Below are 25,932 nucleotides of genomic sequence, written 5' to 3' on the forward strand. Positions count from 1 at the left end.
TGGGGACGGCCGGCGGCCGAGCTGCCCTCAAATCACCTTGGCGCAATCTGAATCTGCCGCTTGCGGCTCAGCGCCCACTCGGGCATATCGGCGCCATTGGAGAGGTGGCCGAGTGGCTGAAGGCAACGCTTTGCTAAAGCGTCATACGGTCTCAAGCTGTATCGAGGGTTCGAATCCCTCCTCTCCGCCAGCCAACCAAATGTCCAGCCCGGTGCCATGGGTAACAGGTCGTACCTAAGACATGGGTGACGGCCTCGTGCGAGAGCACGGTCAAATTCATCTCTCAGAATCGCGCCGATTTTCCGAAACTTGAGACGGCGATCCGTTCGACCGTTACTGCAAATATGACCAAGGCTGGATAAACAGGCGCCGCCGGGACAATGCCATTTCGAGCCCGGCGGCGTACGTTTGGCATGCTGGGCAGCGCTCCCTTAAAGTTCAATCTCGATCGCCATGTTCGCGCGAACAAGGGTGGTCAAGCCCGCTTTCAATCTCTTCGCTTGCCAGGTCTGGAAAGCTGGATCGGCGTTTAGCTTGTCAACCGCCGCGCCATAAGCCGAAAACGTCTCGAAATTTACTGAGAAAACGAAATTGCCGGCTTCACCGACGGCGACAGACCAGAACCTTGGTTTGCCACCGTGCTTGCGCCAAAGCCCGGCACTCTCCTTTGCCAGTTCGAGTATTCCTGCGAGGTCACCGCCTGGATTTGGCTTGACCACATACTGCACGACTACTGCCATGCTACCCTCCATTGGAAATTACAGGGGCGCGCATCCGAGGCTGTTTCTCGGTAGTTGGGTTTGATCTAGGTCAAGCAATCCAGCGACGCGGCACGGGTACTTAGCCGCCCCGGCGCGAACGCGATGGCATAGTGTCTGCACTTTTGACCGTGCTGGGGATTTCAGTGTCCCAGTTCAGGAAGGAAACGCCGCCGGGCGTGTATTTTGAGACCGGCGGCGTACTTTTTGGGGATTCGATCAGATCCAGTCGGTTGCCCAGCCGGGCAGACGATCCGGAAGCGGCCTATCGAACGGGCCAGCGACCAATGAGCGGTGGTCCTAAGGGGTCATCGGAGAGAAATGCCGGCATCGGCCCCTGGCCTGGGCCGGTTGTCACCTCCGCGTGAATGAAACATCATTCCCGGCGCCGCGAAGCGAGCACGCAACAAACCGCGCCCACCATCCCCGCATTGTTTATTTCACCTGAACATTTCCGGGGTAAAGCCATGCAGCAAGACAGTGGCATCCAATTCCAGGATACCGACCAGGTTCTGCGTAACGCCCAGCTTCGCCGATCCGCCGACTTGGGTCCCTGGTTACGGCAGCGCTTCTCATCCAAGGCAGGCAGGCTCGTGGTCGCGACTTCGCTGGCTTGCATGGTTGTTGTGCTGGCGATCGCTGCTGCCCCGCGGCCGGTCTCGAGCGCTGCGCTTGGCAGCGAGTGGCAATGCAGCAAGGCCGCGTTTGTCCTGACGACCTGTCGTCAAGCCGACCCTGCCCGTTCATAGCAAACAGCCGCATCGGGACGTACGGTAGCGACGTCAATTGGCACTGGTGAAACCATCTGTCCGGCGACTCCGTAGCTGGAGCGCCGGCCTATTTCTTCCATTTTGGCACTACGGGCCGGCTGGGGCCGTTCGGTCTTTCCCAGTCACGAACGGCCCCACTTTTAGGTCCATCCATGAACCGCGTCAGCTTTCCCTCGGCTTGATTATTTGGCATCAACTGATCACGGCGCCCGCACGAAGAATCCGCCGGCCGGTCGAGATCGAGCTGAAGGCGAAGAATAGATGGATGGCCCAAGTCGCGGTCTCAGGTTAGCGATCTGTTTCGCGCTGGTTCTGGTGCTGCCTGCTGCGCAGACGCCGCCGACACCGCATTCGCGGGACGAGTGGCGTGTGGTTGACAAGGAATGTCGCGATGTCTTGCCTGCGCAGGCAAAGATTCGGGCGTGCCTCAACCTGCTGAGCGATCGACGCCTCTCGACTGCTTATCTTGCGTCGATCACCGGCGAAATATCGAGCACCTTCCAAGGCTTGCGGGACTACGGCAACGCCATCAAGTACAAGAAGATCGAAATTGAACGCACCTCGGCGAGGCAACCTTCTTCGTCGGGTGACGCACTTCCTGCCAGCCTCGGCGCGATGTCTCTGCGTTACACGGAGCTCGGGACACTCCAGGCGCTCAATCGCCAAACCAATTTCGGCAGTCAGTCGGATGAAGCACGCCGAGGCGCCACCGAGGAGCAAAATAGCTACAACGTTGCGCTTCAGTACAACCCGATGAACTATAGGGCATATCGATACCGGGCTGACATTCGCAGCCAATTCTGCGACAGCGCGTCCGCCGCTCAAGACATGGAAGCAGCGGTCAGGTTTGCCGAACAGGCCGGAAATCAGGACGCCGCGCGAGACTACAAGCGCGTCACGCTAGGTGCTTGCGTTCCGGCGTGGCGGCGAGAATAGTCCGAGCCATCAGACTGTCGCCGCCCGGCGACATACGCCGCACCGCCCCGACAGTATTCCTACGGACCCCCAACTGGCAGGGAACTTGCGATGTATCCGTGAATAGTTCGGCGCCAGCTGTTCTCGGTGTGCCGAACTCAGACATTCGGAGCACGCAAATGAACATGCATCATCGTTTTGAGACAGCTGGCGGACGTGGCGGACGCGAGTCGACGGTCAGCAAGATGCTGTCCGATCTCGTGCTGGCCTGCCAGCAGATCGAAGCCGACATCGCGACCGAAGAAGCGCGCGTGGGAATTTATGACCGATCGGACGCGAGGTATCCGATTTTGGCAAGGTCGCTCAATGAGCGGCACGCCAATCTCAAGGGAACGATTGCCACGCTCGAAAAGCGTGTCGCCGAGAGATCTCAGCACAAGATGGTGACCGACGCAGCATAGCTCGGTCCTTGACCAGCTCCTTGCACGCGGGCAGAGCGATCGATGCGATGAAGCATCAGTGCGGCGGTGACGACGTCAGCCGCTGCCGCGGGTGGATGGATCGAGGTTTCGGTTCTCGCCGGGCGGGATCGGGCCAAAGCCCGGATATACGTACCGGTCCGGAGGGACGACCTGTTCACTTGGACGGATGATGAGGTGCTGTCGCACGCGACGGTGATGCGCCGTTGCGGCGCCGGCAACCGAGCTCCACAGCATCACAAGCGGCAACGCCAAGGCCAAGGAAATAGGCAAGCATAGACGCAAGGCAACAAGCATCGCGATCACTCCGTTTCACCGAACAGGTGATCGCCGAGCGTAGCGCTGTATTCTGCCCTCGCTTCTCACATGCGATCAAAACAGCGAGATCGGCGATCCGTCACTTCGTTATCGCGCACCGATCGCGGTCTTCAGCGGCCGCGGCAAGGCTTGCGCGCAGGCGACGCCGAGCAGCGCGAGGCCGCCGCCGATGACGTGGAATGGCCTGACCGGCTCGCCCAGCATCACGATCGCGGCCACAGCGGTCAGCACCGGCAAGAGATTCATGAAGATCGCGCAGCGGTTCGGGCCGAGCTGCGCGACGCCGCGAATCCAGAGGAACGGCAGCACCACCGACGCGAGCGCACCGGCATACACGATCAGCGGCAAAGTCTCGGCGTTGACCTGACGCAGCGGCGCCGGCGTCGCGAGGAACGCGGGAAGCATCACGGCCAGCGCGCACAGCGCCTGCATGTAGGTGGATTGCCATCCAGTGATCGGCAGATTCCAGCGCTTCAGCAGCACGCCGTACAGCGCATAGACGATCGCGGCCAGCAGCATCAGCGCGTCGCCCGCATGCACGCCGTTCTGCAACAGCGACGACAAGTCGCCGCCGCCGACGAGATAGACGAGGCCCGCGAACGAAAGCGGCGCGCCGCAGATCATGCCAAGCGTCGGCGGTTCGCCGAGCAGCGCGGCACTGAGGGCGACCGTCAACAGCGGCGTCAGCGCGGTGAAGACAGCCATGTTGGTCGCGGTGGTGGTTTCGGCCGCCAGATACGACAGGCTCTGGAACAGGCACATCGCAAGGAAGCCGAGGATCGCGAGTGGACCGAGATGCGGCCAGATCGCACGGCGATTGCGCCAGGCGCCGCGCGCCACGAACGGAGACATCAACAGCACCGCGACCAGCAGGCGATAGAAGGTGATCGCCTGCGGACCGATCGTGTGCGCCGAGAGGCGAGAGACGATGACGTTGCCCGCCCACAGCACGATGGCAACGAAGGGATAGAGAAGTGCAGCTTTTGACTTGAACATGACCCGGCAGCTTGTTGGTGGAGGACGCACCAGCAACTACCTGTCGCGCCGAAGTCCGTCTCACGCTAGACTGACCTCACCTAGTGAGATTGGGACATGCGAGATGAAGACGTGTTGGACGAGCTGACCACACGGCACCTCGACTATCACGCCACGGCGCGGCCGATGGCGGCGATGGAGATCGACTATCCGAGCGGCGCGTCGACCGGCCTGCACGCGCATCCGCGCGGCCAGCTGCTCTATGCGATCGAAGGCGTGATGGTCGTGCGCTGCGCTGAAGGCACCTGGGTGGTGCCGCCCAACCGGGCGGTGTGGCTCGTGGCCGATCTCGCGCACGAGGTCCGGATGTGCGGCGCGGTCAAGATCCGCACCGTGTTCGTGGACGCCGACGCGGCTCCCAATCTGCCGCGGGCCAGCTGCGTGTTCGCGGTCTCGCCGCTGCTGCGCGAATTGTTCGTCGCCGCGATGCGCGTCCCGCTGGACTATGCGCCCGCGACCTCCGACGAGCGCCTGATGCGCGTGCTGCTCGACCAGCTGCGCGAAGTCGATGTGCTGCCGCTGCACCTGCCGATGCCGCGCGACGAAAGGCTCGCGCGGATCTGCGCCGCGCTGGTGGCCCACCCGAACGATGGCTCCACGGCGGAGCAATGGGCGCGCCGGCTGAAGCTGACGTCGAAGACCATCCATCGTCTGTTCGCCAGGGAAACCGGCATGACGTTCGGCGAATGGCGTCAGCAGGCCCGCCTGCTGTTCGCGCTCGAACGCCTCGCGCGCGGCGCCCGGGTGGTCGATGTCGCGCTCGATGCCGGCTATGCCAGCCAGAGCGCCTTCACCGCGATGTTCCGCAAGCATTTTGGCGTGCCGCCCAACGCGTTCTATCGGTGAGCCGTCCACTGCCGCTGTGCTCCCTCTCCCCGTTCTTACGGGGAGAGGGTTGGGTGAGGGGCTGCATCCGCAAAACAACTTCGAGTTAGACTTGTGGAGATTCCCCCTCACCCGGATCACATTGCGCTTCGCTCCATGCGATCCGACCTCTCCCCGCACACGGGGCGAGGTGAAGCAGAGTCCGTTGCTCGACCTGACATAATCTCGTCGCGCTTTAGTGCTCCGCCGCCGACTGAGCCTCCGGTCCCAGGATCCATTCCCTGAACGCCGCGATCTTCGGAAGCGACTGCCGGTTGTCGGGACAGACGAGATAGTAGGCGAACTCCTCCAGATGCGCGGTCTCGAGCAGCTGGACCAGTTCGCCGCTCGCGATCTCATTTGCGACCATCGCGGCCGGCAGCAGGCCCGCGCCCTGCCCCGTCAGCACGGCCTTCAGCAGAAGGCCGCTGTCATCGAACGAGGGTCCGCGCGGCGTGCGAACCTCCGCGATGCCGTTGGCCTGAAACCACAGGCTCCACCCCTTGCGATCGGCGTCATGCACCTGCGGCCAGCCCGCGAGTTCGCCCGGAGATGCCGGCCGGCCAAGTCGCTCAACCAGCGACGGCGATGCGACCGCCACCATCTCCACGGTGACGACGCGGTCGCTGCGCAGCCCCGGATAGCGGCCAAGACCGTGTCGCACCGCGACGTCAACGCCGCTGCGAGAGAAATCGACCACTGTGTTGCTGGTGACGATCTGCAGATCGATCTCGGGATGCGCGCCCTGGAACGAGGCCATGCGGGGTACCAACCAGGCCGACGCAAAGAATGGCGTGACGCTCACCGTCAGCGTACCGACATCGACGGATGCCGCGACGCGGCGCGACGCATCCGCGATCTGGCGAAAGGCGTTGCGGATCGACGGCAGATAGTCGCGGCCGGCGTCGGTGAGATAGACGCCGCGCGGCACCCGCTCGAACAGCTTCACGCCGAGATCGGCTTCGAGCGTCTTGAGCATCTGGCTGACCGCGCCCGGCGTCACGCATAGCTCCTCGGCTGCTAGCTTCACCGAGAGATGGCGGGCGGCGGATTCGAACGCCTTGAGCGCGTTCAGCGGTGGAAGCCTGCTTTCCATGATTTAGATTTTCTAATCTCAAATGCCCAGCAAATCTGGTTTGCCAACTCGGCGTTCGGGGCGCCATATCAGCTTAATCCGACGCTGAAAGCCGCGTCAACGCAGAGAAAATCGAACCATGGAACTTAGATTTTCTAACCTTCTTTGTCGCTCCCGACGGCTCCGTTTTCTTGATGGAGCCAAGCCATGACTGAGGTCGCAAGCAAGCTCGCCCTCCGCGAGATCGCTGCAGGCGGCCAGACAGGCCCGCTCGTCGAGCGCATCAACGCGTCGCAAGCCGGCAGTCTGCCCGGCCTGCTGGACTTTCAATGGCTCGAAGCCGGACGCGGCCACATCCGCGGCCGCTTCGAGATTGCCGCAAAACACTTCTCGCCGCACGGGCTGCTGCACGGCGCAAGCATCGTCGCATTGGCCGATACCGCATGCGGGTTCGGCTGCCTCGCGTCGTTGCCGGACGGCGCCATCGGCTTCGCCACCGGAGAGTTGAAGACCAACTTCATCGGCGCCGCGCGCGAAGGCGGCATGAGCTGTGAGGCGCGCCTCGTTCACGCCGGGCGCACCACCCAGGTGTGGGACGCCGATATTTGCAGCGAGGCGACCGGCAAGACCATCGCGCTGTTTCGCTGCACGCAGATGCTGCTCTACCCGCCGAGCAAGGCCGGTGGTCATGCGGCACAGGGAGAACGATCATGAGGAATGCCGTCATGCACGCCGGTTATCAACGAGCCAAGCCGTTCTACGGCTGGTACGTCGTCGCAGCAGCCTTCGTCGTCACATTGATCGGCTTCGGCAGCGCCTACACATTCTCGTCCTTCGTCGAGTCCCTGCAGCGGGAGTTCGGCGCCTCGCGGGGCTCGGTGTCGCTGGTGTTCTCCTTCGCTGGCTTCCTGTATTTCGGCCTGGGGATGATCTCCGGTCCGCTTGCCGATCGCTGGGGCGCGCGCAGGCTCGCTGGCCTCGGAATGGCGCTGGTCGGTCTCGGCATGGTGCTGGCGGGACAGGCGCAGACCATCCTCCAGGTCTACGCCGCCTACAGCATCGGGATCGGCGCCGGCGTCGGCTGCGCCTACGTGCCGACCTTGGGCGCCGTGCAGCGCTGGTTCGTCAGGCGGCGCGGTTTTGCGTCGGGCCTCGCGGTCAGCGGGATCGGGGTCGGCACGCTGGTGATGCCGCCGCTCGCGACCTGGCTGATCACGAGCCTCGGCTGGCGCGATGCCTATGTCGTGCTGGGCGTTGTCGCCGCCGTCGCCGGGATCGGTGCATCGCTGCTGGTCGCGGACGATCCGCGCCGCTACGGCACCGGACCGGACGGCGATCCGCTTGAGACGGTTTCGGGCGCGCCGCTCCGTCAGGGTGTTGCGATCCGCGCTGCGGTACGGAGCGCGCGCTTCACCGGGCTCTATGCCGCCTGCCTGATCAGCGCGTTCGGCGTCTTCGTGCCCTTCGTGCACCTCGTGCCGTTTGCGGTCGATCATCAGGTGGCGCCGACGCTGGCCGTACTGCTGCTCGGGATGATCGGGGTCGGCAGCACGGCCGGCCGGTTCTTCCTCGGCGGCATCGCCGACCGCGTCGGCCGCGATGCATTCCTGGTCGCGATGTATCTCGGCATGGCCGTCTCGCTGGCGATCTGGGCGATCGCCGGCACCTTCTGGTCGCTCACGGTCTTCGCGCTGCTGTTCGGCCTGTTCTATGGCGGCTGGGTCGCGATCCTGCCCGCTGTCGTCACCGACCATTTCGGCGGCCGCAATGTCGGCGGCATCATCGGCATCCTCTACACCAGCGTCGCCGTTGGCACGCTGCTGGGCCCGAGCGCCGCCGGCTTCGCCTACGACATCAGCCACAGCTACTTCATTCCGGTGGCGATCAGTGCAGCCGCCAACCTCGTCGCCGCCCTCATCGCAATGGCGACCATGCGAACGGCCTCGCCGATCGCCTCGGTTGCGCAGGCGTGAGGCCCTCATGACGGTCGGTGACCCCCGTGCTAGGCTCGGAGATCACCGCCCCATCGTTTCGAGCCTCTGTGATCACGCGCTTCGTCATGACCAATGCCTGGACTTATCAGCGAGCCGACAGGGAAGACATCGTCGAGCTGGCATCGTGGCGCGGCGACGGCTCGCTTGGCCTCAAGCCGCACTTCCATGACGAGGGCCAGATCGTGCTGGTGCTGTCGGGGTCGCGCGCCTTTCGCATCGGCGGCGCGACCGTCACCGTGCCTGCCGGCCATGCCGCGCTGATTCCGGCGGGAATGCTGCATGCGCCGATGACGATGTCGGACGAGGAAACGATCTGCCTGAACGCCTACGTTCCTGCCGGCCGCGTCTGCTCATCGGTGCGGATCATCCGCTTCGGGCAGCATTGGCGGAACGTCGGCGAGATCTCGCCTGAGCACGTCAGCGAGATCGCCGACGACATCCTGTCGTGCGCGCCGTCCCACCCCGCCGGGTGCACCGACAGGACGAAGCTCGACATTGCGCTGACCGAGAGCGTGGCGCCGATCGGCGCGATTGCCGCCGGCTTCGGGCGAAGCCGCGAAGGGTTCAGTCGCATGGTCAGCCGCGAGCTCGGCATCCCACCGCATACCTTCCGCCTGCTGGCCCGCCTCAATCTTGCCCGGCAATTGCTGCGCGCCGGCGAGCCGATTGCAGCAGTCGCGGTCGATGCGGGCTTTTCCGACCAGAGCCACCTCACCCGGCTGTTCCGCCGCACCTTTGGCACGACGCCGGGCGTCTACCGGCGCGGCTGAAGTGACGTCACAGACGTTCCAGACCGATTGGCGCATCGCCCGCTAGCCTGCTCACCCTGAAGAGGGTGAAGGATGGATACCCAGACAGGTCTTCTGCTGCTGGCGGCCGGGGTCGCCGGAGGGATCATCAATGCACTGGCGGGCGGCGCGACGCTCATCACCTTTCCGGCGATGCTCGCGGCGGGCCTGCCGGCCGTCATCGCCAACGCGTCGAATGCGGTGGCGATCTCGCCGGGGCATTTGATCGCCGCGCTCGCCGATCGCGGCAAGCTGCCGCCGCCGACGCGGCGCACGATCAGCTACGTCGTGATCGCCACGGTGGGCGGCGCGGTCGGCGCCGGCGTGCTGTTGCTGCTTCCCGAGCGGCTGTTCCTGCTGCCGGTACCGGCCTTGATTGCATTCGCAACGCTGCTGTTCGGCTTCGCCCCGCAGATCCAGGGATGGACCGTCGGGCGCCACAAGGCCGCGGCCTTGCCCTCGACCGGCGCGAGCGGTGCTGGGCTGGGGCTGGCGTGCATCTATGGAGGCTTCTTCGGCGCCGGTCTCGGCGTCATCCTGACCGCGGAGCTGTCGATCACCGAGCCCAACGACATCAGGGCGATCAAGGCGTTGAAGAACCTGCTCGCGACCTGCGTGTCGCTCGCTGCCACATTGATCTTTATCTTGCAGGGAGCGGTGCGGTGGCCAGAGACCTTGGCGATGCTGCTCGGCGCCATGATCGGCGGCTATGCCGGAGGCTTCCTGATCCGGATCCTTCCCGGCCACACCGTCCGGCAGTTCGTTATCGTGGCCGGAGCGCTGATGACAGTGGTCTACGCGGCGCGATACTGGTTCTAGGTGGAGCGAGGGAGCCGAGGCTCCCATCGATATCGGTTGGCTTAGTGCGTCGTCATCCAGGCGCGGGCTTCACGCTGGGCGACCGCGATCTCGACATCGGACATCTGCTCGGCGACTTCGCGGCGGTGCGCGATCGCGTCAGTACGTCCCTTGAGCGCCGCCAGGTTGAACCATTTGTGCGCCGCGACGAGGTTGACCACGCCGGAGCGGCCGCTCGCCCAATACATGCCACGTTCGAACAGCACGTCCTGGATCGCCGTTGCGGCAACCGGGACAGCGCTTTCCTGATCGATGACCCCCTGAAACATTCTCATTCCCCTTTTCGTTGTTGGCCGCCCTCCCCCGAGCGCGGCCCCCGTCCACTGTTAAAACTACCCTGTCATTCCCGGGCTGATCTCTTGATCATGCCCCGCGCTGATCCTCGGGATCACCGCGTGCCGTTTGCCAGCTTGTTGGGATGATCATGGCCCATCAAATTTGAAGAGCGGTTTAAGTATCGCGATGAACGGGATGTAAATCGGCACCGCCGAGGGCGCCTCCAAGAATTCGCAGAAGTGCCTGTGCCGCAGGCACTTCCTTGCATTCGTGAACGCCGGTTTACCCTGGTGTTTGGGACAACGATAACCATGGCGGACATTGGCCGCGGGCGCTGGCGGGTCCCACCAGGTAATCAGTTCGAAATTGACGGAGGGGCGGCGCGACCATGGACGAGCCGCGGAGCGGCGTGCGGTCGGGTGCACAGAGAAAAGCAACGCGAGGCCGTCAGGCCCAGCGTCGATCCGGAACGGGGATGGATGGGGAAAGTGGCTGCCGGGCGCGGACTGCGCGGGCCGCCGGAACGAGGGGGTCGGCGAACACGTCAGGACCAGATTTCAGCTCGGCATTCTCGCCGGTGAAATTGCGGAACCAAGCGGGCTCCGCACCGAACGAAGAAATCTCTGTTTCTTCTGCCGGACCGGTTTTGGGAAGGTTGCCCTCTCCGAAATTCGATCCAGCCGTTTGACCTGATGTCTCGCCGACACCCTCTTTCGTCAGCCAGAGCCTTGGGGGTGGGATGTGCCTCTCAGCAGTCCGTCCGCTGGCTCTCGCGACGTGCCGGCGTCAAGCCGCCGGCGATCCTCTCGAGGCGAGAGGCTTACTTCTTCTTGGCGACCTTGCGGGTCTTCTTCGCAGTCTTCTTCACTGCGCTCTTCGCCTTCTTCGCCTTCTTCGCCTTCTTTGCCTTCTTAGCCATGTTGCCCTCCAGTATGTGAGATGGCTCTACTTCGCTGCGTGCACTCGGGAATCGATATGCACTACTTCCCGAATACACCAACAGACCGAAAAAAACAGTGTCCCGCTTAAGGAAGTGTTGACGCAGCGGTGGCAATGCGCACCGCGCGCGCCGCCGTTCAAATCGACACTTCATTCACGCGACGATGCAAGAAGTGCAACAGCCGCCGACATCGGCATTTGTCAACGTTGCAGAAAATGCCTTCTGTTGTAGGCTTTTCTTGAATTCGCATTGAAGCGATCGACGCGAGATCGTCGTTGCGCTGAGTCGCGAGCGAAGACGAAAAGGGGCACGTCGCAGACGCCGAGTTGTAATTTTTGGCAACGAAAAAATTTTCGTGGGAAAGACGGCTTTTGCCTCGTTTGAGGTCATCCGAACCGGATTTGCGAACGAATTGCGGCTTCGGCGATTCGGCGCCGATGGCGCCGGCGCGCCACGAACGGAGGGTGTGAGGCAGGATCACGCCGCGTTCACGCGCGCGCGACGACATCGAAGGTGACGGCAAGTGAGCATGATCCGGCTGGATCACGCGCCAAGGACAACATCATTGTCCTGTTGTTCAGATGCCGAGCTTCGACTTCAAGAGCTCGTTGACCGCCTTCGGGTTCGCCTTGCCGCCCGACGACTTCATCACCTGACCGACGAACCACTGAAGGGCGGCGGGCTTCGCTTTTGCTTGCTCGACCTTGTCGGGATTGGCCGCGATGATGTCGTCGACCGCCTTCTCGATCGCGCCGAGGTCGGTGACCTGCTTCATGCCGCGCGCCTCGACGAGCGCGCGCGGATCGCCGCCTTCCTGCCAGACGATCTCGAACAAGTCCTTGGCGATCTTGCCGGAAATCGTTCCCTCGCCGATCAGGTCGACGATCGCGGCGAGTTGCTCCGCCGACACCGGCGAGGCTGCGATCTCGACGCCTTCCTTGTTGAGACGACCGAACAATTCGTTGATCACCCAATTGGCGGCGAGCTTGCCGTCGCGCGCCTTGTCGGCAAGACCTGACAGCACCGCCTCGTAGAACTCCGCGCTCTCGCGCTCGGCGACCAGCACGCTCGCATCATAGGGCGACAGGCCGAAGCCCGTAATAAAACGGGACTTCTTCTCGTCCGGCAGTTCCGGCAGCTGCGCCTTCAGATCGTCGACGAAGGCCTGGCTGAACTCGAGCGGCAACAGATCGGGATCGGGGAAGTACCGGTAGTCGTGCGCCTCTTCCTTGGAGCGCATCGAGCGGGTCTCGCCCTTGTTCGGGTCGAACAGCCGGGTTTCCTGGTCGATCGAGCCGCCGTCCTCGATGATCTCGATCTGACGCCGCGCCTCGTACTCGATCGCCTGGCCGATGAAGTTGACCGAGTTCATGTTCTTGATTTCGCAGCGGGTGCCGAGCGCGGTCTCGCCGTAGCGGCGCACCGAGACGTTGACGTCGGCGCGCAGATTGCCCTTCTCCATGTCGCCGTCGCAGGTGCCGAGGTAGCGCAGGATCGAGCGCAGCTTGCTGACGTAAGCCTTGGCCTGCTCGGCGTCACGGATGTCGGGCTTGGAGACGATCTCCATCAGCGCGACGCCGCAACGGTTGAGGTCGACATAGGACATCGTCGGCGACTGATCGTGCAGCAACTTGCCGGCGTCCTGCTCCAGGTGCAGCCGCTCGATCCCGATCGTGACGCTGCGGCCGCCGTCGAGCTCGAGCGACACCTCGCCCTCGCCCACGATCGGCGACTTGTACTGGCTGATCTGGTAGCCCTGCGGCGAGTCCGGATAGAAATAGTTCTTGCGGTCGAACACCGAGCGCAGGTTGATCTTCGCGTTCAGCCCAAGACCGGTGCGCACCGCCTGGCGGACGCACTCCTCATTGATCACGGGCAACATGCCCGGCATCGCGGCATCGACCAGCGAGACATGGCAATTGGGCTCGCCGCCGAACGCGGTCGATGCGCCGGAGAACAGCTTCGCGTTCGAGGTGACCTGGGCATGGATCTCCATGCCGATCACGACCTCCCAATCGCCGGTGGCGCTCTTGATCAGTTTGTGCGGGGCGGCAGATGCGATCATGGATCTCGGTTTCCGGATAAAGGATATCTGGGATGGATTGGGCTTCGCGCAACCAATCGCGCCAGTCAAGCCGCCTTGCGGTCCACTTGCAGCCCGCCGCCGTCGCCTGAGGCGGGATCAGAGCCCGCGCCGGAACTGCTGGTAAGCCTTGCTCGAGCGCAGCGCGTCGGCGCCGCCCGCGATCAGCTGGTCGACCTGCTCCGGCGGCAGCGACAACCGCGTCGGGATGGCGTTCAGGATGCCGGCGCGGTCCGGTCCGAGCCGGTCGAAGCCGAGCCGTTCGACATAGATCGCGACGTCACCGCATTTCCAGCCGGCGCCGACGCCGAGCCGGCTGCGCTCCGCCGCCGACAGCCCGCAGCGCCAGCGCTTCAGCTTGCCGGACCAGTCCTCGGCGAGCGCCGTGAAGGCGGCGTAGCTGGAGCGCACGCTGGCATCGATCGCGGTGTCGGCGGCTGCGGACACCAGTTCGACGCCGCTCGGCCCTTCGAGCGTCTGCACGAAGTCGCCGGAGATGCCGCGGCCGGCGTCGACCACCAGGAACAGGATGCGCTTCAGCTTGGCCGCCTGCCGTTCGTTCAGCGGCTCGTAGGGACGCTGCGCGGCGAGCAAGCCGATGCTCAGCCCCGACAGGCCGTAATTGTCGACGAGGCCGCCATCGAGCAGCTTGACGTAGCGCATCGAGCCGTCGCGGTAATGCGCCTGGGCCTCGGCGTAGGCGCGCAGCAACGGCTGTGCGTTCGGATCGTTGCGCACCCGCTCGAGCCAGGCCGGCAGCGGCGCGGCGCATCCACCGGGATAGGTTTGCAGCACGATCGGGGCGAATGCCAGCGGCACCGCGGCGGATGCCGCCACCGCTTCGGCGACACGATACGATCTGATGTCGCTGCACAAGGCATCGAACGACGTCTTGCCGAACACGAACGGCGTGCGGTTGTAGATATCAGACGCGTTGATCCAGACCCGCGGCCGGCGATCGTCGGCCAGTGCGTCGAACCGCGCGCCGTCGAACAAATTCTGATCGAGCCAGTCGGTGAACTGGCTGTCGTTGACGCCGCCGCCGAGCGCGCGCCCGATATTGCCGAGCGAGATCCGGGTCTTCAGTCCCTCCTCGGCGTTGCGCAGCAGGAAGCGCTGGCGAAAATCGTCGAGCGCCGCGCGGCGCTTCAATCCGAAATAGGCGGCGGTGACCGATCCGCCGGAGACGCCGGAGACGAAGTCGACGCGGTCGAGCAGCGTCTTGGTGCCCGCCGCACTCGAACGCGTGTGGTCAAGCTCCTCCAGCACGCCGAAGGAAAACGCCGCCGCGCGGGTGCCGCCGCCGGAGAACGACAGCGCGAGCAGCAGATCATCTTCGTAGGCCGGAATGTCGCGAGCGCTGCTGTTGTCGGCGAGCGCGGCGCCGAGCGGCACATTGCCGGGCAGATTGTAGACGGAGGCGCAGCCGGCAAGGCCCGCCGCCACCACGGCCACCAGCATTGCTGACAGCCATCCCCCTATGCCCGACCCACGCACGAATACTCTCTTTGCCGCTGGCCCCCGCCCGGTTCCACTAGCCTATCACGGCCAATCTGGGCGGCGGCATGGCGGCCGAAACAGGGTTAATGCTCGCGGTGCCTCCGCACCGGCGTCCTTTAGCCGCGCTGCGCCAGCAGCGCGGCTACGATCCGCTCCCACTCGGCCTCGAGCGTGTCCTTTGCGGCCGGCTGGCCGGCCTGGCGATACCAGTAGCCGGCATTGCCGAGATCGCCTTCGACGCGATGCAGATGGGCATGCACCCAGGCCGAATTGGCGTCGCCCTTATCCTGCACGATGCGGTGCGCCTGGTCCCAATCGCCCTTCTTTGCCCACCACAACGCGGCGAGCGGCGGCGACAGCGCCGCATCGGGCGCGGTGTCAGCGAGACTGGCGCGGAAATCCGCCATCGCTCACCACCATCTAGGCGCCGTGAACCGGCCGGCCGCCTGCTCGATCACCTCGCCGAGCGAGAACAGCGTCTCTTCGTCGAACGGACGGCCGATCAACTGCAGGCCGAGCGGCAGACCTTGCGTGTCCTTGCCGGCGGGCACGGCGATGCCCGGCAGGCCCGCCATGTTCACGGTCACCGTGAAGATGTCGTTGAGATACATTTCGACCGGATCGGCGCCGCCCTTCTCGCCGATGCCGAACGCTGCCGACGGCGTCGCCGGCGTCAGGATTGCGTTGACACCCTTGGCGAAGCAGTCCTCGAAGTCCTTCTTGATCAGCGTCCGGACCTTTTGCGCACGCAGATAATAGGCATCGTAGTAACCGGCCGACAGCACATAGGTGCCGATCAGCACGCGGCGGCGCACCTCGTCGCCAAAACCATCGGCGCGGGTGTTCTCGTACATCTCGATGATGTTCCTGCCCGGTTCGCGCAGCCCGTAGCGCACGCCGTCGTAGCGCGCGAGGTTCGACGAGGCCTCCGCCGGTGCCACGATGTAATAGGCAGGCAGTGCGTATTTGGTGTGCGGCAGCGACACCTCGACGAGCTCGACGCCGGCGGCCTTCAGCCACTGCGCGCCCTCGCTCCAGAGCTTTTCGATCTCGGCCGGCATGCCGTCGAGCCGATATTCCCTGGGGATGCCGATCTTCATGCCCTTCACGGACTTGCCGATCGCGGCCTCGTAATCCGGCACGGCGATGTCCACCGACGTGGTGTCCTTGGGATCGTGCCCCGCCATCGAGCGCATCAGGATCGCGGCATCGCGCGTCGAGCGCGCGATCGGGCCGGCCTGGTCGAGCGAGGATGCAAACGCCACGATGCCCCAGCGCGAGCAGCGGCCATAGGTCGGCTTGATGCCGACGGTTGCCGTGAACGCGGCGGGCTGGCGGATCGAGCCGCCGGTGTCGGTCGCGGTCGCGCCCATGCAGAGAGCAGCCGCCACCGCCGAAGCCGAGCCGCCGGACGAGCCGCCCGGCACCAGCGTGGTATTGGAGCCCTCGCGCCGCCACGGGTTGGTGACCGGGCCGAAGCACGAGGTCTCGTTCGACGAGCCCATCGCGAATTCGTCATTGTTGAGTTTGCCGAGCAGCACCGCGCCGTCGCGCCACAGCTGCGAGGTCACCGTCGACTTGTAGGGCGGAATGAAATTGCCGAGGATGTTCGAGCACGCCGTGGTCCTGATGTCGCGGGTCGCGAACAGGTCCTTGATGCCGAGCGGGATGCCGGCGAGCGGTCCGCCCTCGCCTTTTGCAATTTTCGCGTCGGCGGCCTTGGCCATCTCGCGGGCGCGATCGGGCGTTTCGAGCACATAGGCATTGAGCACACGCGCGGCTTCGATGGCGGCGAGATGCGCATCGGTCAGTTCGCGGGCGGTGAAAGACTTGCTCGCCAAGCCCTCGCGGGCCTCGGCGATCGTCAGCGATGTCAAATCAGTCATTTATTGATCGGGCTGCAGAAGAACGGAGACAGGGTCTTGTCGTTGGCGGGGTCGTCTTGGCGCGCCAGGTTATTTGCCTTGGCATTTTCCTTGGCGCGGGCGGCGTCAAGCGCCTCAAGATGGTCAAGCACGGCGTCCATCGCCGCGTTGGGATCGGCGACCTTCCCCTTGCGCTCCATGGCATCGAGGAAGTCCATATAGGCCTTGTAGGCCTTCTCATCGTCGCACAGCAGACACATTGGACTTTGTCGCTTTTGTTTGACGCGTTTTCTTCACGCGAACCGGTATCCACTTCGCTCGAAAACGCGATGCTTGCGTTACTCGACCACCTTCGGCACCAGGAAGAAGTCGTTCACGGTGTCGGGCGCGTTGCGGACGATGACGTCGGCGATATCGCCGTCATTGACCACGTCGGCGCGCTTCTTCATCTCCATCGGCGTCACCGAGGTCATCGGCTCGACGCCGTCGACATTCACTTCCGACAGCTGCTCCACAAAGGCCAGCATCGCGTTCAGCTCGCCCTGGAGATGGGGAACTTCGGCGTCGCTGACCGCGATCCGCGCCAGATGCGCGATGCGGCGGACGGTCGTGGCGTCTACGGACGTATCATAGGGCCTCGGGGCTGAAAGATCAGCCTGCCGTATAGCAGACGCCGGTTTTGCGCCGCAACCGCGCGAATTTGCCCGCCCAACGGGGCTTTGCGCCCATCCGGCGACCGGGCAAGACACCCTGCCACGGATTCCGGCTGCGAAACGCACGACGAAACCAGTTCGCGGCCACCGCGAAGTCGTCCCGAAACATTCACAGCGCCTACTCCACCCAAACAGAAAAGTTCGGAGCGCGTCATGTCAATGCTCAACGGCAGCCCCCGCCCGGAGGGCTGGGACCCGGCCCTCTGGTCGATCGGCACGGCGCTGGGGGTCGCGATCCTCTACGTGGCCTGCCTGGTCTGAACGAGGCCGCGCGTCAGGTCTGAGACAGAGCCGCCATCCGCGCCAGCGCGGCGCCGGCGAGCGCGCGGGTCAATTCGGCCGCCGGAATTTCCTTGCCCATCCGCACCGCCTGCCCGGCCCACAGATTGGTGAAATCGACCTTGCCCTGTTTTTCGGCAGCCGCCTTCAGCGGTCCGAGGGCGGTTGCTGCGTGCGGGAACGCCGGCGCGTCCGGCGAGATCGGCCCGACCTCGCGCATCACACGGTTGGCGACGCCGCGCGCCGGGCGGCCGGTCATCACATTGGTGATGACGGTGGATTCGTCCGCTCGCCTGCGCCAGCGCGACGCGGGCCTGCGCCGTCACCTTGGACTCCGGGCAGCGCAGATAGGCCGAGCCGACCTGCACACCGGAGGCGCCGAGCGCGAATGCCGCGGCGATCCCGCGCCCGTCGGCGATGCCGCCGGCCGCGACGACCGGCACCTTCACCGCATCGACCACCTGCGGCAGCAGCGAGAACGTCCCGGGCTGCTCGGCGATGTTGTCGGTCAGAAACATGGCGCGATGGCCGCCGGCGTCGGCGCCTTGCGCGATGATGACGTCGGCGCCGTTCTCCTCGAGCCAGATCGCTTCCTTTACCGTCGTCGCCGACGACATCACTGTGGCGCCGGTGGCTTTCACCCGCTGCAACAGATTTGGCTCCGGCAGGCCGAAATGGAAGCTGACGACCTCCGGCTTCAGCTCCTCGACCACGGCGCAGAACGCCGCGTCGAACGGCGCGCGGTTCGCTGCATTGATCGGCGCATTCGGATCGAGACCATGCTCGCGATAGTAAGGCGCCAGCCGTTGCCGCCAGTTCGCCTCGCGCTCCGGATCGGCGTCGACCGCCTTGTGGCAGAAGAAGTTGAGGTTGACCGGCGCAGAGACGCGCTGGCGGATGATGTTGACCTGCTCGCGCGCCTTCTCGGCCGACAGCATCGCACATGGCAGCGAGCCGAGCCCGCCCCCCTGCGCCACCGCAATCACCAGCTCCGCATCCATCACGCCGGCCATCGGCGCCAGAACGATCGGGAATTCGGTCTTGAAACGATCGATCAATCGACGGTCCGGCCACATGGTGTGTCTCTTTCCTGGCTTGCTCGGAATTACCCTCTCCCCTTGTGGGAGAGGGTGCGCTCGCAAAGCGAGCGCGGGTGAGGGGTTTCTCTCCGCGGGGACAGACCCCTCATCCGTCGCGGACTGCGTCCGCGCCACCTTCTCCCACAAGGGGAGAAGGAAAAAAGTTGCGCCGGCCCTGCAGCGACTGCTCGGCCTCGGCGACGATGCGGCCGACGATCTCGGCCGCCGGAACGATATCATGGATCAGGCCGACGGACTCGCCGGCAAACACCGCGGCGACATCGAAATTGGCGGCGGCCTTGGCGGCGGCATACTCCACCGCGACCTCGTCGGCGCGCTGCATCAGCTCGATCTCGCGCCCGCTCCAGCGCCGCAGATGATCGTTGGCGAGCGAACGCGCGGTGAACGGCGCCGGCCACATCAGCTTGCGCGACCAGTCGAACACCACGCCGCGCACCGTCTCGCCGCTCCTTGCCGCGCAGATCAACTGCTTGGCCTGCTCGGCCGCGTCGGCCTCCACGCTGGCGTAGAAGCGCGTTCCCATCAGCACGCCGGACGCGCCGAGCATCATCATCGCCGCGAGGCCACGCCCGTCCGCGATGCCGCCGGCCGCGACCACAGGCACGCGCCCCGCCGCGAAATCGATGATCGCCGGCACGATGTCGAGCGTGGTGCGCGATGCGCCGTGACCGCCCGCCTCCGTGCCCTGCGCGATCAGGATGTCGGCGCCGCAGTCGAGCGCTTGCCGCGCCATCTCCTCGCTCTGCACCTGGCATATCAGCAGCGCGCCTGCGGCCTTGATCTTCGGCGCGAACGGCGCGGGATCGCCGAATGACAGCATCACCGCGCGCGGCCGCGCATCCAGCGCGATGTCGATCAGCTCGGACTGCCTGGCGAGGCTCCAGGTGATGAAGCCGATGCCGAACGGCTTTGCAAAGCCCTTCAGCTTCGCGGTCTCGGTCTGCAGCCGCGTCTTGTCGCCGTAGCCGCCGCCCAGAATGCCGAAACCGCCGGCGGCGCTGACCGCCTTGACCAGCCCGCTGCCGGCGATCGTGTCCATCGGCGCGAGCAGGATCGGATGCTCGATGCCCAGACGTGCCGTCAATTCGGTGCTGATCGGCATGCGCTTGCTCCCTATTCTGGACTTGCTGTTCTGGACTTGCAGCCTAAGCGGGCCTAACATTCTCGGATAATGAATACTAGAGAACGCTACCATCTCTAAATCAGAACGGTGATCCCAGATGGAATTGACCGACCTGCTCACCTTTTCCACGGTCGCGCGGCTCGGCGGCATCACCCGGGCCGCCGACGAGCTGAACACCGTGCAGTCGAACGTCACCCAGCGCATCAAGGCGCTGGAGGCCGAGATCGGCACGGCGCTGTTCGAGCGCCACAGCCGCGGCATGTCGCTGACCGGCGCCGGCCGCCGCCTGTTGCCCTATGCGCAGCGCATGGCGGCGCTGTCGCGCGAAGCCGTGCTCGCCGCGCGCGACGATGGCGAGCCGAAGGGTCCGCTGTCGATCGGCTCGATGGAAACCACCGCCGCGGTGCGGCTGCCGACGCTGCTCGCCGAGTTTCATCGCCGCTATCCGGCGGTGCGCCTGACCTTGCGCACCGCGCCGACCGCCGACCTCGTTGCCGCCGTGCTCGACGGCTCGCTCGATGGCGCCTTCGTCGCCGGCCCGATCGAGCATGCGGAACTGTCGGCGACATCCGCCTTCACCGAGGAACTGGTGTTGGTCACCGCGCAGCGCTGGAAATCGCTGGCCGCATTGCGCGCCGGCACGCCGGAGTCGGGCCCGACCGCGCTGGTGTTCCGCACCGGCTGTACCTACCGGCAGCGTCTCGAACAGGTGTTCACCGAGTTCGGCTGGCCGTCGGCGGTCCGCTTCGAGTTCGGCACGCTCGACGGCATGGTCGGCTGCGTCGCCGCCGACATGGGCGTCACCCTGCTGCCGCGCGCCGTCGTCGAGCGCGACCATGTCCAGCGCGACATCAACATCCACAAGCTCAGTCCGCAGCATGCGCATGTCGAGACGCTGTTCATCCAGCGCCGCACCGCGCATCAGTACAGCGCGTTGCAGGGGTTGGCCGCGTGCCTCGGTGGCGACGAGCGGGTGATCGCCGCCTGACCGGCTTTTTCGCATGGACGCCACGGCAGTGCCGGGCTTTGCCTCGGCGCGCGGGCGCGTGCTAAGCGCTAGCGCCATGCCCGCCCCCATCCTTCCCCTGATCGAAGCCGCGCCGCACTGGCCCGAGCGCGGCGCGCTTGTCGGCCTCGACCTCGGCACCAAGACCATCGGGGTTGCCGCCTCCGATCCGGACCGGCGGCTGGCGACCGGCGTCGAGACCATCCAGCGCAAGCAGTTCAAGGTCGACGCGGCGCGGCTGCTCGCGATCGCCGCCGAACGCAACGCCGTCGGTTTCGTGCTCGGCCTGCCGATCAACATGGACGGCAGCGAAGGCCCGCGCGCCCAATCGACCCGGGCGTTTGCCCGCAACCTCGCCGGCCTCACCGCGCTTGCGATCGGGCTGTGGGACGAGCGGCTCTCGACCGCGGCGGTCGAGCGCGAGCTGATCGGGATGGACGTCAGCCGCGCCCGCCGCGCCGAGGTGATCGACGAGCACGCCGCGATCTTCATCCTGCAGGGTGCGCTGGACCGGCTCGCGAAGCTGCGCGGGGAGCGCTGACCATGGCCGTGGTGATCGCGGCGCTGCTGCCGGTGTTCCTCTTGATCGTGCTCGGCTTCGTCCTCAAGCGCACGCTGATGCCGCTCGATACGCAATGGCACGGGCTGGAGCGGCTGACCTATTACGTGCTGTTCCCGGTGCTTCTGGTGCAGACCCTGGTGAAGGCCGACCTGACCACGGTGCCGGTCGCGGGCGTCGGCGGCGCACTGCTGCTCGCGGCGCTGGTGATGTCGCTGTTCTGCCTCGCGCTGCGCGGCCCGCTGGCGCGCGCCGGCGTCGACGGCCCCGCGTTCACCTCGATCTTCCAGGGCGCGACCCGCTGGCAGACCTATGTCGCGCTGTCGGTGTCGCGCAATCTCTATGGCAGCACAGGCCTTGCCCTGGCTTCGGTCGCGATGGTCGCGATCATCCCGCTGGTCAATGTGTTCAGCGTCGCCGTGCTGGCGAAATATGCCTCGTCCGAGAAGCGTTCGACCGGCGCCATCGTGATGACTGTCGTGCAGAACCCGCTGATCTGGGCCTGCGTCATCGGGCTCGTCATCAATGTCGCGCACATCCCGCTGCCACAGATCTGGTATGACGTCGCCGACGCGCTCGGCGGCTCGTCGCTGGCGATCGGCCTGCTCGTCACCGGGGCCGGGCTGCATCTGGAAGGCATCTTCCGGCCCAGCCTCGCCGCCAGCGCGGCATTGGTGCTGAAACTCGTGCTGATGCCGGTGCTGACCGTCGCGCTCGCGGTGTGGTTCGGCGTCACCGGGTCCAACCTCGCCATCGTCGCGGCCTGCGCCGCGGTGCCGACCTCGCCGTCAGCCTATGTGCTGGCGCGCCAGATGGGCGGCGACGCGCCGCTGCTCGCCCAGATCATCACGCTGCAGACGATTCTGGCCGCGATCACGATGCCGATCGTGATCGCCGCGGTGGGGCTTTAGAAGGCGTACCCGATCGGCCTTGAAGGTCGCCGCGCAATCGGTCGCTACCAGACTTCGCGATAGTTCGCGAACTTGCGCAGGGTCTTGTCATAGCGAGCCGGTACGATCCAGGGCAACAGGAGCCTGAAGATCGCGTTCGGAAGCGGAGAGCGAAGCCGCACATAGAGGTCGAGCGGATCGAGGTCATGCCGCATCCGGAATTTCGGTTCGTAGCTGAGACCCGTGCTTCGAAGCCACCTGTAACCGTTGGCGATCGCCCAATTCATCATGTCCCGAATGGTGTAGTAATAAAGATGGAGGTCGAGTGCGACAGCATAGTCGAGGCCGACATACTCCCAGAACAGACTGTCGCCTTCCACCATGCAAAGGCTGAAGGCGATCACCTTCCCGCCACGGCGCCAGATGAAGAAGCGGACCTTGTCCTTCATGTCGCTGCCGAGCCGGCGGAGATAGTCGGCTGTCAGTTTCTCGAAACGGAATTTCGAACGGTCGAAGACCTGCAGGTAGAGCGGATAGATCTCGTCGACGGCATCCCTTGCGTCGTCGGTGACGGTAAGAGCGATGGTTTCACGGTCGGTTGCCTTGAATTTCTTGCGGAGCTGCCAGCGTGCCGACCGCGGCAGCGCATTTTGCATGTAGGCATCGAAGTCGTCGTGCTCGATATTGAGCGCCGTCATCGGCATGCTCGGCGCGCGGGCGAAGCCGCGCCGGACGAAGCAATCCAGCACCGGCCGATAGCGCGCTGGGAATTCCTTCAGGACGATGAGCTGCGCCCCGCACGATCGTGCGAGAGTGACGATTTCCCCACAAAGAATTCGGCGATCTTGCCGGACGGCACCGTGCTTGATCCGGCAAGATGCCCTTCCCCGGCGAAGCATCCGACCATCAGGGTTCGCATTTTGAGAAACCCGGGAACGAAGCCTCGAATGCGCGCCAGCAGCGGCTGCCATTGCGCTCCAAGTCCTTCGAGAACGTCCTGGTCGAGAAGAAAAACGGCTGGACGGCATGGAGGCAGCTTGCCTCGTCGATGATCGCGAAGTAGCGGTACTCGACACGCTCGCGGAGCGTATCCTCCAGGATTTCGTAGTAGCGGTGATCCTTGCGCAGGTCGGCGAAACTGGCCTCCCAAGCGGGACAACCGGCGATTTCGTCGCGCGTCACGATCTTTACGCGAAACGGCGCTGTAGTAGCCGCCACGTCCGCTGCGCTTGTTGTATCAGCCAGACTGACTGCGTCTGACGCCAACGCAATGCTCCGGGTGATGAAAAGTCTTTCAATACAGTATCAATGTACCTGATTTAGCCGCGGCCTCCTGTGCCATCCGCGCAACAAGTCATTACTTTCGAAGTCGCGTCTCTTTCGAAGCCCCGTCGGCGCCGAGCGGCGCGCGCCCTCCCGCAATAGACCGGCCCGCCGGTCCAAGCGACGTAGCACCACAACTGGCCCTTGCGCTTCAGCAAGAGCGAAGGCCTGCAACGATTGGGCGCGGCTTGTGTGCCTTCTCCTGATCGCCGCTATTTCCCGGCCGAACCGGCGAACGCCGTATCGAGCACATCCCCGATCGGCTGCCAGCTACGGCCATCGAACTGAAGCAACCGCAATTGCTCGACCGGTCGGAACTGAGCGGTGTTGATCTTGATGCCGGGGAGCAAGGCGGACGCCTGATAATCCCTGAGCGCCGCGGCCTGCTTCATGACATTCTCGCGCGACAGGTCGTTGCCGCATTGCCTGAGCACCTCGACCATCGTTTCGGCGGCGGCATAGCCGTAGACTGCGGCCGCGTCATCCTTGCCGCCGGCTTTGGTGTACTTGTCTAGGAAGCTGTACCAGGCACCCTGCTCCGCTCTCCAGGCCGGATCGCTCGCATCCTTCAGGAACGCGGCGGTGATGACGCCGGTCGCATTCTCCGTGCCGGCCCGCTTGAGCACCGTCTCGATCGATGACGCCATCTGGTTCACGACGAACACCGGCCGCCAGCCGTGGTCGGCCGCCGCGCGGATCACCTTGGCGGCATTTTCCGGTACTCCGGCAAACACGAAGACCTCGGCGCCAGATTGCTTCAGGATCGAGACGTGGCCGTCCAGGTGCTGATCGTCGACATCATAGGCGATGTCGACCCTGATGTTGTGGGCGACGTCGCCCAGCCCTTGCACCAGTCCCTTGAACAATTCGCGCCCGAACTGGTCATTCTCCCAAAGCGCCACGATTTTCTTGCCGGGATAGAAAGCCTGGATGTAGTTCGCGTAGATGCGTCCCTCCTCGCGATACGAAGGCTGCCAGCCCATGGTCCACGGATAGGAGGCCGGCTCACTGAGCTCGTGATCGCCGGAAGCAACGAAAAGCTGGGGGATCTTGCGTTCGTTGAGATACTTCCGCACCGCGAGATTCCCCGGCGTGCCGAACGAACCGAACATCAAGAGCACATTGTCGGTCTCGACCAGAATTCGCGTGAGATCCATGGCGTTGGAGGGATCCGACAGATCGTCATAGGACATGAAGCGGATCTTGCGGCCATTGATGCCGCCGCGTTCGTTGATCATCTCGAAATAGGCGGCTTCCGCCTTGCCGATCTGGCCGAAAATCTCCAGCGCGCCGCTATACGGCATGACATTGCCGATCCGGATTTCGGTGTCGGTAACGCCCTGGTCGCGCACCTGCTGCGTGATGGCGCCGAGAGACGCCAGCGCGACGACGCTGGCCAGGATTGCTCGGATCAAGATAGCCATGAGAAGAGCTCGCACGACGGCAGCCGCCGCTGCCTGGTTTCAGTCCGGCCCGCGCTCATTCATCGATCCAGATCATAGCACTCGGACGGGATGCTGGCATCCCCTTCGTCAACCGTCCGACGGGCGGCGATGCGCCACTGCTTGTTCCGGATCATCGCGCTGCAGACGGCTCCGGCGGCCATCACGTTGCCGATCGTGATCGCGGCGATGGGGCGTTAAGCGTAAGGGCCTATCGTGAAGCAGCTGACTATGTTCAAGGCCGAGTGAACGATCACAGTCAGCCAGGTCGAATTACTGCGCCAACGAAAGTAGCCCAGAGCGAGGCCGAAAACGAATAGACAAAAACGATAGGACCAATCGTACTGCGTGTGGTTGAGAGCCCAAACCAGTGATGTCAAGACGATGGCACCGACTGGTCCGACGAAGGACTGCGACCATCCTCGAAACAAAAAGCCGCGGAAAACAAACTCCTCCATGATCGGCGCGGCCAAGCAGCAGCCGATCAGGAAGGTGAGCAAGCCAACCCGCCCCTGCACGTTCAGATTGGGAGCGGCCCAACTCGTGTCTGCTCCTACGAAAGCTAGAAAACAGCTCTCCACAATCAGCAGAACTGCCGCGATGGCGAATGCGAGAAAAAGCTCTCTTGAACTGGGCCAATTGAGCGCAAGGTACTCAGAAAAGTCCCGATCGAGCTTACGGACGGCGGCCCAAAGCACCGCAACAGCGGCTGGACTTCCGAGCACCAGACCTGCACCCTGCCAGCGTCCCTCGAGCCCGGCCTGAGCAATCGGGATTGTCCCATACTGCGCGTGCATAAGGACAAGAACACCAAGCCCTCCCGTCAGAAGAAACGCGCCGTAGGCGAGAAGGCCAACAAGCGTCGTCTCCAGGAAATCCCATACCCGCGGCGATTTCGCCGAAGCCGGGACCGGCGCGTTGGCATTCTCGAAGTTCGACATATGGGATTCTTCTGCAACAACGTTGCAGCGAAGGTGGG

27 protein-coding genes, 1 tRNA gene and 1 pseudogene are annotated in these 25,932 nt (G+C 64.5%); 12 read left to right on the forward strand and 17 right to left on the reverse strand.

What is annotated here, in order from left to right:
- Nucleotides 1-98 precede the first annotated feature (98 nt).
- A tRNA-Ser gene (locus tag ACSKB9_RS05645) sits at nucleotides 99-190 on the forward strand.
- Nucleotides 191-431: 241 nt separating this feature from the next.
- Here ACSKB9_RS05645 and ACSKB9_RS05650 read toward each other — a convergent pair.
- Nucleotides 432-740 carry a hypothetical protein gene (locus tag ACSKB9_RS05650; protein WP_157340985.1) on the reverse strand — a complete coding sequence of 103 codons (309 nt, stop codon included), beginning with the start codon at nucleotides 738-740 and terminating at the stop codon, nucleotides 432-434.
- A gap of 386 nt (nucleotides 741-1,126) precedes the next feature.
- Between ACSKB9_RS05650 and ACSKB9_RS05655 the strand changes: the two genes are divergently transcribed.
- From ACSKB9_RS05655 to ACSKB9_RS05665, 3 genes are all read left to right on the forward strand, one after another.
- Nucleotides 1,127-1,507, forward strand: coding sequence for a hypothetical protein (locus ACSKB9_RS05655; RefSeq protein ID WP_438071949.1), 381 nt, complete (start codon nucleotides 1,127-1,129; stop codon nucleotides 1,505-1,507).
- 282 nt (nucleotides 1,508-1,789) lie between these two features.
- Nucleotides 1,790-2,464 (forward strand): hypothetical protein, encoded by a 675-nt coding sequence (locus ACSKB9_RS05660; protein ID WP_438071950.1) that lies wholly within the window; start codon nucleotides 1,790-1,792, stop codon nucleotides 2,462-2,464.
- A 158-nt stretch (nucleotides 2,465-2,622) separates the two neighbouring features.
- Nucleotides 2,623-2,904, forward strand: a complete 282-nt coding sequence (locus tag ACSKB9_RS05665) for a hypothetical protein (protein WP_438071951.1) — start codon at nucleotides 2,623-2,625, stop codon at nucleotides 2,902-2,904.
- A gap of 423 nt (nucleotides 2,905-3,327) precedes the next feature.
- On the opposite strand, the gene ACSKB9_RS05670 is transcribed toward ACSKB9_RS05665, so the two are convergent.
- Nucleotides 3,328-4,236: a DMT family transporter gene (locus tag ACSKB9_RS05670; protein WP_438071952.1), complete on the reverse strand. Its 909-nt coding sequence runs from the start codon at nucleotides 4,234-4,236 to the stop codon at nucleotides 3,328-3,330.
- A 96-nt stretch (nucleotides 4,237-4,332) separates the two neighbouring features.
- On the opposite strand from ACSKB9_RS05670, the gene ACSKB9_RS05675 reads away from it, so the two are divergent.
- Nucleotides 4,333-5,121 (forward strand): AraC family transcriptional regulator, encoded by a 789-nt coding sequence (locus ACSKB9_RS05675; protein ID WP_253623796.1) that lies wholly within the window; start codon nucleotides 4,333-4,335, stop codon nucleotides 5,119-5,121.
- 214 nt (nucleotides 5,122-5,335) lie between these two features.
- On the opposite strand, the gene gcvA is transcribed toward ACSKB9_RS05675, so the two are convergent.
- Nucleotides 5,336-6,235 carry a transcriptional regulator GcvA gene (gcvA, locus tag ACSKB9_RS05680; RefSeq protein WP_438071953.1) on the reverse strand — a complete coding sequence of 300 codons (900 nt, stop codon included), beginning with the start codon at nucleotides 6,233-6,235 and terminating at the stop codon, nucleotides 5,336-5,338.
- Between the two features lie 186 nt (nucleotides 6,236-6,421).
- On the opposite strand from gcvA, the gene ACSKB9_RS05685 reads away from it, so the two are divergent.
- The 4 genes from ACSKB9_RS05685 (at nucleotide 6,422) to ACSKB9_RS05700 (ending at nucleotide 9,815) form a co-directional block, all read left to right on the forward strand.
- Nucleotides 6,422-6,928 carry a PaaI family thioesterase gene (locus tag ACSKB9_RS05685; protein WP_438071954.1) on the forward strand — a complete coding sequence of 169 codons (507 nt, stop codon included), beginning with the start codon at nucleotides 6,422-6,424 and terminating at the stop codon, nucleotides 6,926-6,928.
- Complete coding sequence (locus ACSKB9_RS05690) at nucleotides 6,925-8,187, forward strand: MFS transporter (protein WP_438071955.1); 1,263 nt, start codon at nucleotides 6,925-6,927, stop codon at nucleotides 8,185-8,187. Before ACSKB9_RS05685 ends, ACSKB9_RS05690 begins: the two co-directional genes overlap by 4 nt.
- Nucleotides 8,188-8,255: 68 nt before the next feature.
- A complete protein-coding gene (locus tag ACSKB9_RS05695; RefSeq protein WP_438071956.1) occupies nucleotides 8,256-8,978 on the forward strand; it encodes a helix-turn-helix domain-containing protein in 723 nt (240 codons plus the stop codon).
- 72 nt (nucleotides 8,979-9,050) lie between these two features.
- Nucleotides 9,051-9,815, forward strand: a complete 765-nt coding sequence (locus ACSKB9_RS05700) for a sulfite exporter TauE/SafE family protein (protein ID WP_438071957.1) — start codon at nucleotides 9,051-9,053, stop codon at nucleotides 9,813-9,815.
- Between the two features lie 41 nt (nucleotides 9,816-9,856).
- Here ACSKB9_RS05700 and ACSKB9_RS05705 read toward each other — a convergent pair whose 3' ends face one another.
- The 10 genes and pseudogenes from ACSKB9_RS05705 to ACSKB9_RS05750 form a co-directional block, all read right to left on the reverse strand.
- Entirely contained in the window at nucleotides 9,857-10,123 is a 267-nt protein-coding gene (locus ACSKB9_RS05705; RefSeq protein WP_057020768.1) for a hypothetical protein, read from the reverse strand.
- Between the two features lie 1,083 nt (nucleotides 10,124-11,206).
- Nucleotides 11,207-11,593 carry a hypothetical protein gene (locus ACSKB9_RS05710; protein WP_438071958.1) on the reverse strand — a complete coding sequence of 129 codons (387 nt, stop codon included), beginning with the start codon at nucleotides 11,591-11,593 and terminating at the stop codon, nucleotides 11,207-11,209.
- Nucleotides 11,594-11,647: 54 nt separating this feature from the next.
- Nucleotides 11,648-13,135, reverse strand: a complete 1,488-nt coding sequence (gene gatB / locus ACSKB9_RS05715; protein ID WP_438071959.1) for an Asp-tRNA(Asn)/Glu-tRNA(Gln) amidotransferase subunit GatB — start codon at nucleotides 13,133-13,135, stop codon at nucleotides 11,648-11,650.
- 117 nt (nucleotides 13,136-13,252) lie between these two features.
- On the reverse strand, nucleotides 13,253-14,614 hold the full coding sequence (locus ACSKB9_RS05720) for a patatin-like phospholipase family protein (protein WP_168858152.1): 1,362 nt from the start codon (nucleotides 14,612-14,614) through the stop codon (nucleotides 13,253-13,255).
- Between the two features lie 155 nt (nucleotides 14,615-14,769).
- Nucleotides 14,770-15,060 carry a hypothetical protein gene (locus ACSKB9_RS05725; RefSeq protein ID WP_438071960.1) on the reverse strand — a complete coding sequence of 97 codons (291 nt, stop codon included), beginning with the start codon at nucleotides 15,058-15,060 and terminating at the stop codon, nucleotides 14,770-14,772.
- A gap of 3 nt (nucleotides 15,061-15,063) precedes the next feature.
- Nucleotides 15,064-16,539 (reverse strand): Asp-tRNA(Asn)/Glu-tRNA(Gln) amidotransferase subunit GatA, encoded by a 1,476-nt coding sequence (gene gatA / locus ACSKB9_RS05730; RefSeq protein ID WP_438071961.1) that lies wholly within the window; start codon nucleotides 16,537-16,539, stop codon nucleotides 15,064-15,066.
- Nucleotides 16,536-16,778 (reverse strand): hypothetical protein, encoded by a 243-nt coding sequence (locus tag ACSKB9_RS05735; protein WP_028333819.1) that lies wholly within the window; start codon nucleotides 16,776-16,778, stop codon nucleotides 16,536-16,538. Before ACSKB9_RS05735 ends, gatA begins: the two co-directional genes overlap by 4 nt.
- A gap of 78 nt (nucleotides 16,779-16,856) precedes the next feature.
- Nucleotides 16,857-17,183 (reverse strand): Asp-tRNA(Asn)/Glu-tRNA(Gln) amidotransferase subunit GatC, encoded by a 327-nt coding sequence (gene gatC / locus ACSKB9_RS05740; protein WP_438080078.1) that lies wholly within the window; start codon nucleotides 17,181-17,183, stop codon nucleotides 16,857-16,859.
- Nucleotides 17,184-17,505: 322 nt separating this feature from the next.
- Nucleotides 17,506-18,586 (reverse strand): annotated as a pseudogene (locus ACSKB9_RS05745) (NAD(P)H-dependent flavin oxidoreductase).
- A gap of 109 nt (nucleotides 18,587-18,695) precedes the next feature.
- Complete coding sequence (locus ACSKB9_RS05750) at nucleotides 18,696-19,712, reverse strand: NAD(P)H-dependent flavin oxidoreductase (protein WP_438071962.1); 1,017 nt, start codon at nucleotides 19,710-19,712, stop codon at nucleotides 18,696-18,698.
- A 118-nt stretch (nucleotides 19,713-19,830) separates the two neighbouring features.
- Here ACSKB9_RS05750 and ACSKB9_RS05755 point away from each other — a divergent pair, with 118 nt between their 5' ends.
- The 3 genes from ACSKB9_RS05755 (at nucleotide 19,831) to ACSKB9_RS05765 (ending at nucleotide 22,209) form a co-directional block, all read left to right on the forward strand.
- Complete coding sequence (locus ACSKB9_RS05755) at nucleotides 19,831-20,721, forward strand: LysR family transcriptional regulator (RefSeq protein ID WP_310881982.1); 891 nt, start codon at nucleotides 19,831-19,833, stop codon at nucleotides 20,719-20,721.
- 76 nt (nucleotides 20,722-20,797) lie between these two features.
- Entirely contained in the window at nucleotides 20,798-21,280 is a 483-nt protein-coding gene (gene ruvX / locus ACSKB9_RS05760; protein WP_028341005.1) for a Holliday junction resolvase RuvX, read from the forward strand.
- A 2-nt stretch (nucleotides 21,281-21,282) separates the two neighbouring features.
- Nucleotides 21,283-22,209 carry an AEC family transporter gene (locus tag ACSKB9_RS05765; protein WP_438071963.1) on the forward strand — a complete coding sequence of 309 codons (927 nt, stop codon included), beginning with the start codon at nucleotides 21,283-21,285 and terminating at the stop codon, nucleotides 22,207-22,209.
- Nucleotides 22,210-22,253: 44 nt separating this feature from the next.
- Here the strand turns inward: ACSKB9_RS05765 and ACSKB9_RS05770 are convergent, their stop codons facing one another.
- From ACSKB9_RS05770 to ACSKB9_RS05785, 4 genes are all read right to left on the reverse strand, one after another.
- The gene (locus tag ACSKB9_RS05770; RefSeq protein WP_438071964.1) at nucleotides 22,254-22,886 is read right to left on the reverse strand and encodes a GNAT family N-acetyltransferase; all 633 of its coding nucleotides are present in this window, start codon (nucleotides 22,884-22,886) and stop codon (nucleotides 22,254-22,256) included.
- 208 nt (nucleotides 22,887-23,094) lie between these two features.
- Nucleotides 23,095-23,454, reverse strand: a complete 360-nt coding sequence (locus tag ACSKB9_RS05775; protein ID WP_438071965.1) for a hypothetical protein — start codon at nucleotides 23,452-23,454, stop codon at nucleotides 23,095-23,097.
- A 269-nt stretch (nucleotides 23,455-23,723) separates the two neighbouring features.
- Nucleotides 23,724-24,935, reverse strand: a complete 1,212-nt coding sequence (locus ACSKB9_RS05780; protein ID WP_283071228.1) for an ABC transporter substrate-binding protein — start codon at nucleotides 24,933-24,935, stop codon at nucleotides 23,724-23,726.
- A 215-nt stretch (nucleotides 24,936-25,150) separates the two neighbouring features.
- Nucleotides 25,151-25,894 (reverse strand): CPBP family intramembrane glutamic endopeptidase, encoded by a 744-nt coding sequence (locus ACSKB9_RS05785; protein ID WP_438071966.1) that lies wholly within the window; start codon nucleotides 25,892-25,894, stop codon nucleotides 25,151-25,153.
- Between the last annotated feature and the right edge of the window lie 38 nt (nucleotides 25,895-25,932).

Source organism: Bradyrhizobium sp. BR 1433, from assembly GCF_051547665.1.
GTDB classification, from domain to species: Bacteria; Pseudomonadota; Alphaproteobacteria; order Rhizobiales; family Xanthobacteraceae; genus Bradyrhizobium; species Bradyrhizobium australafricanum.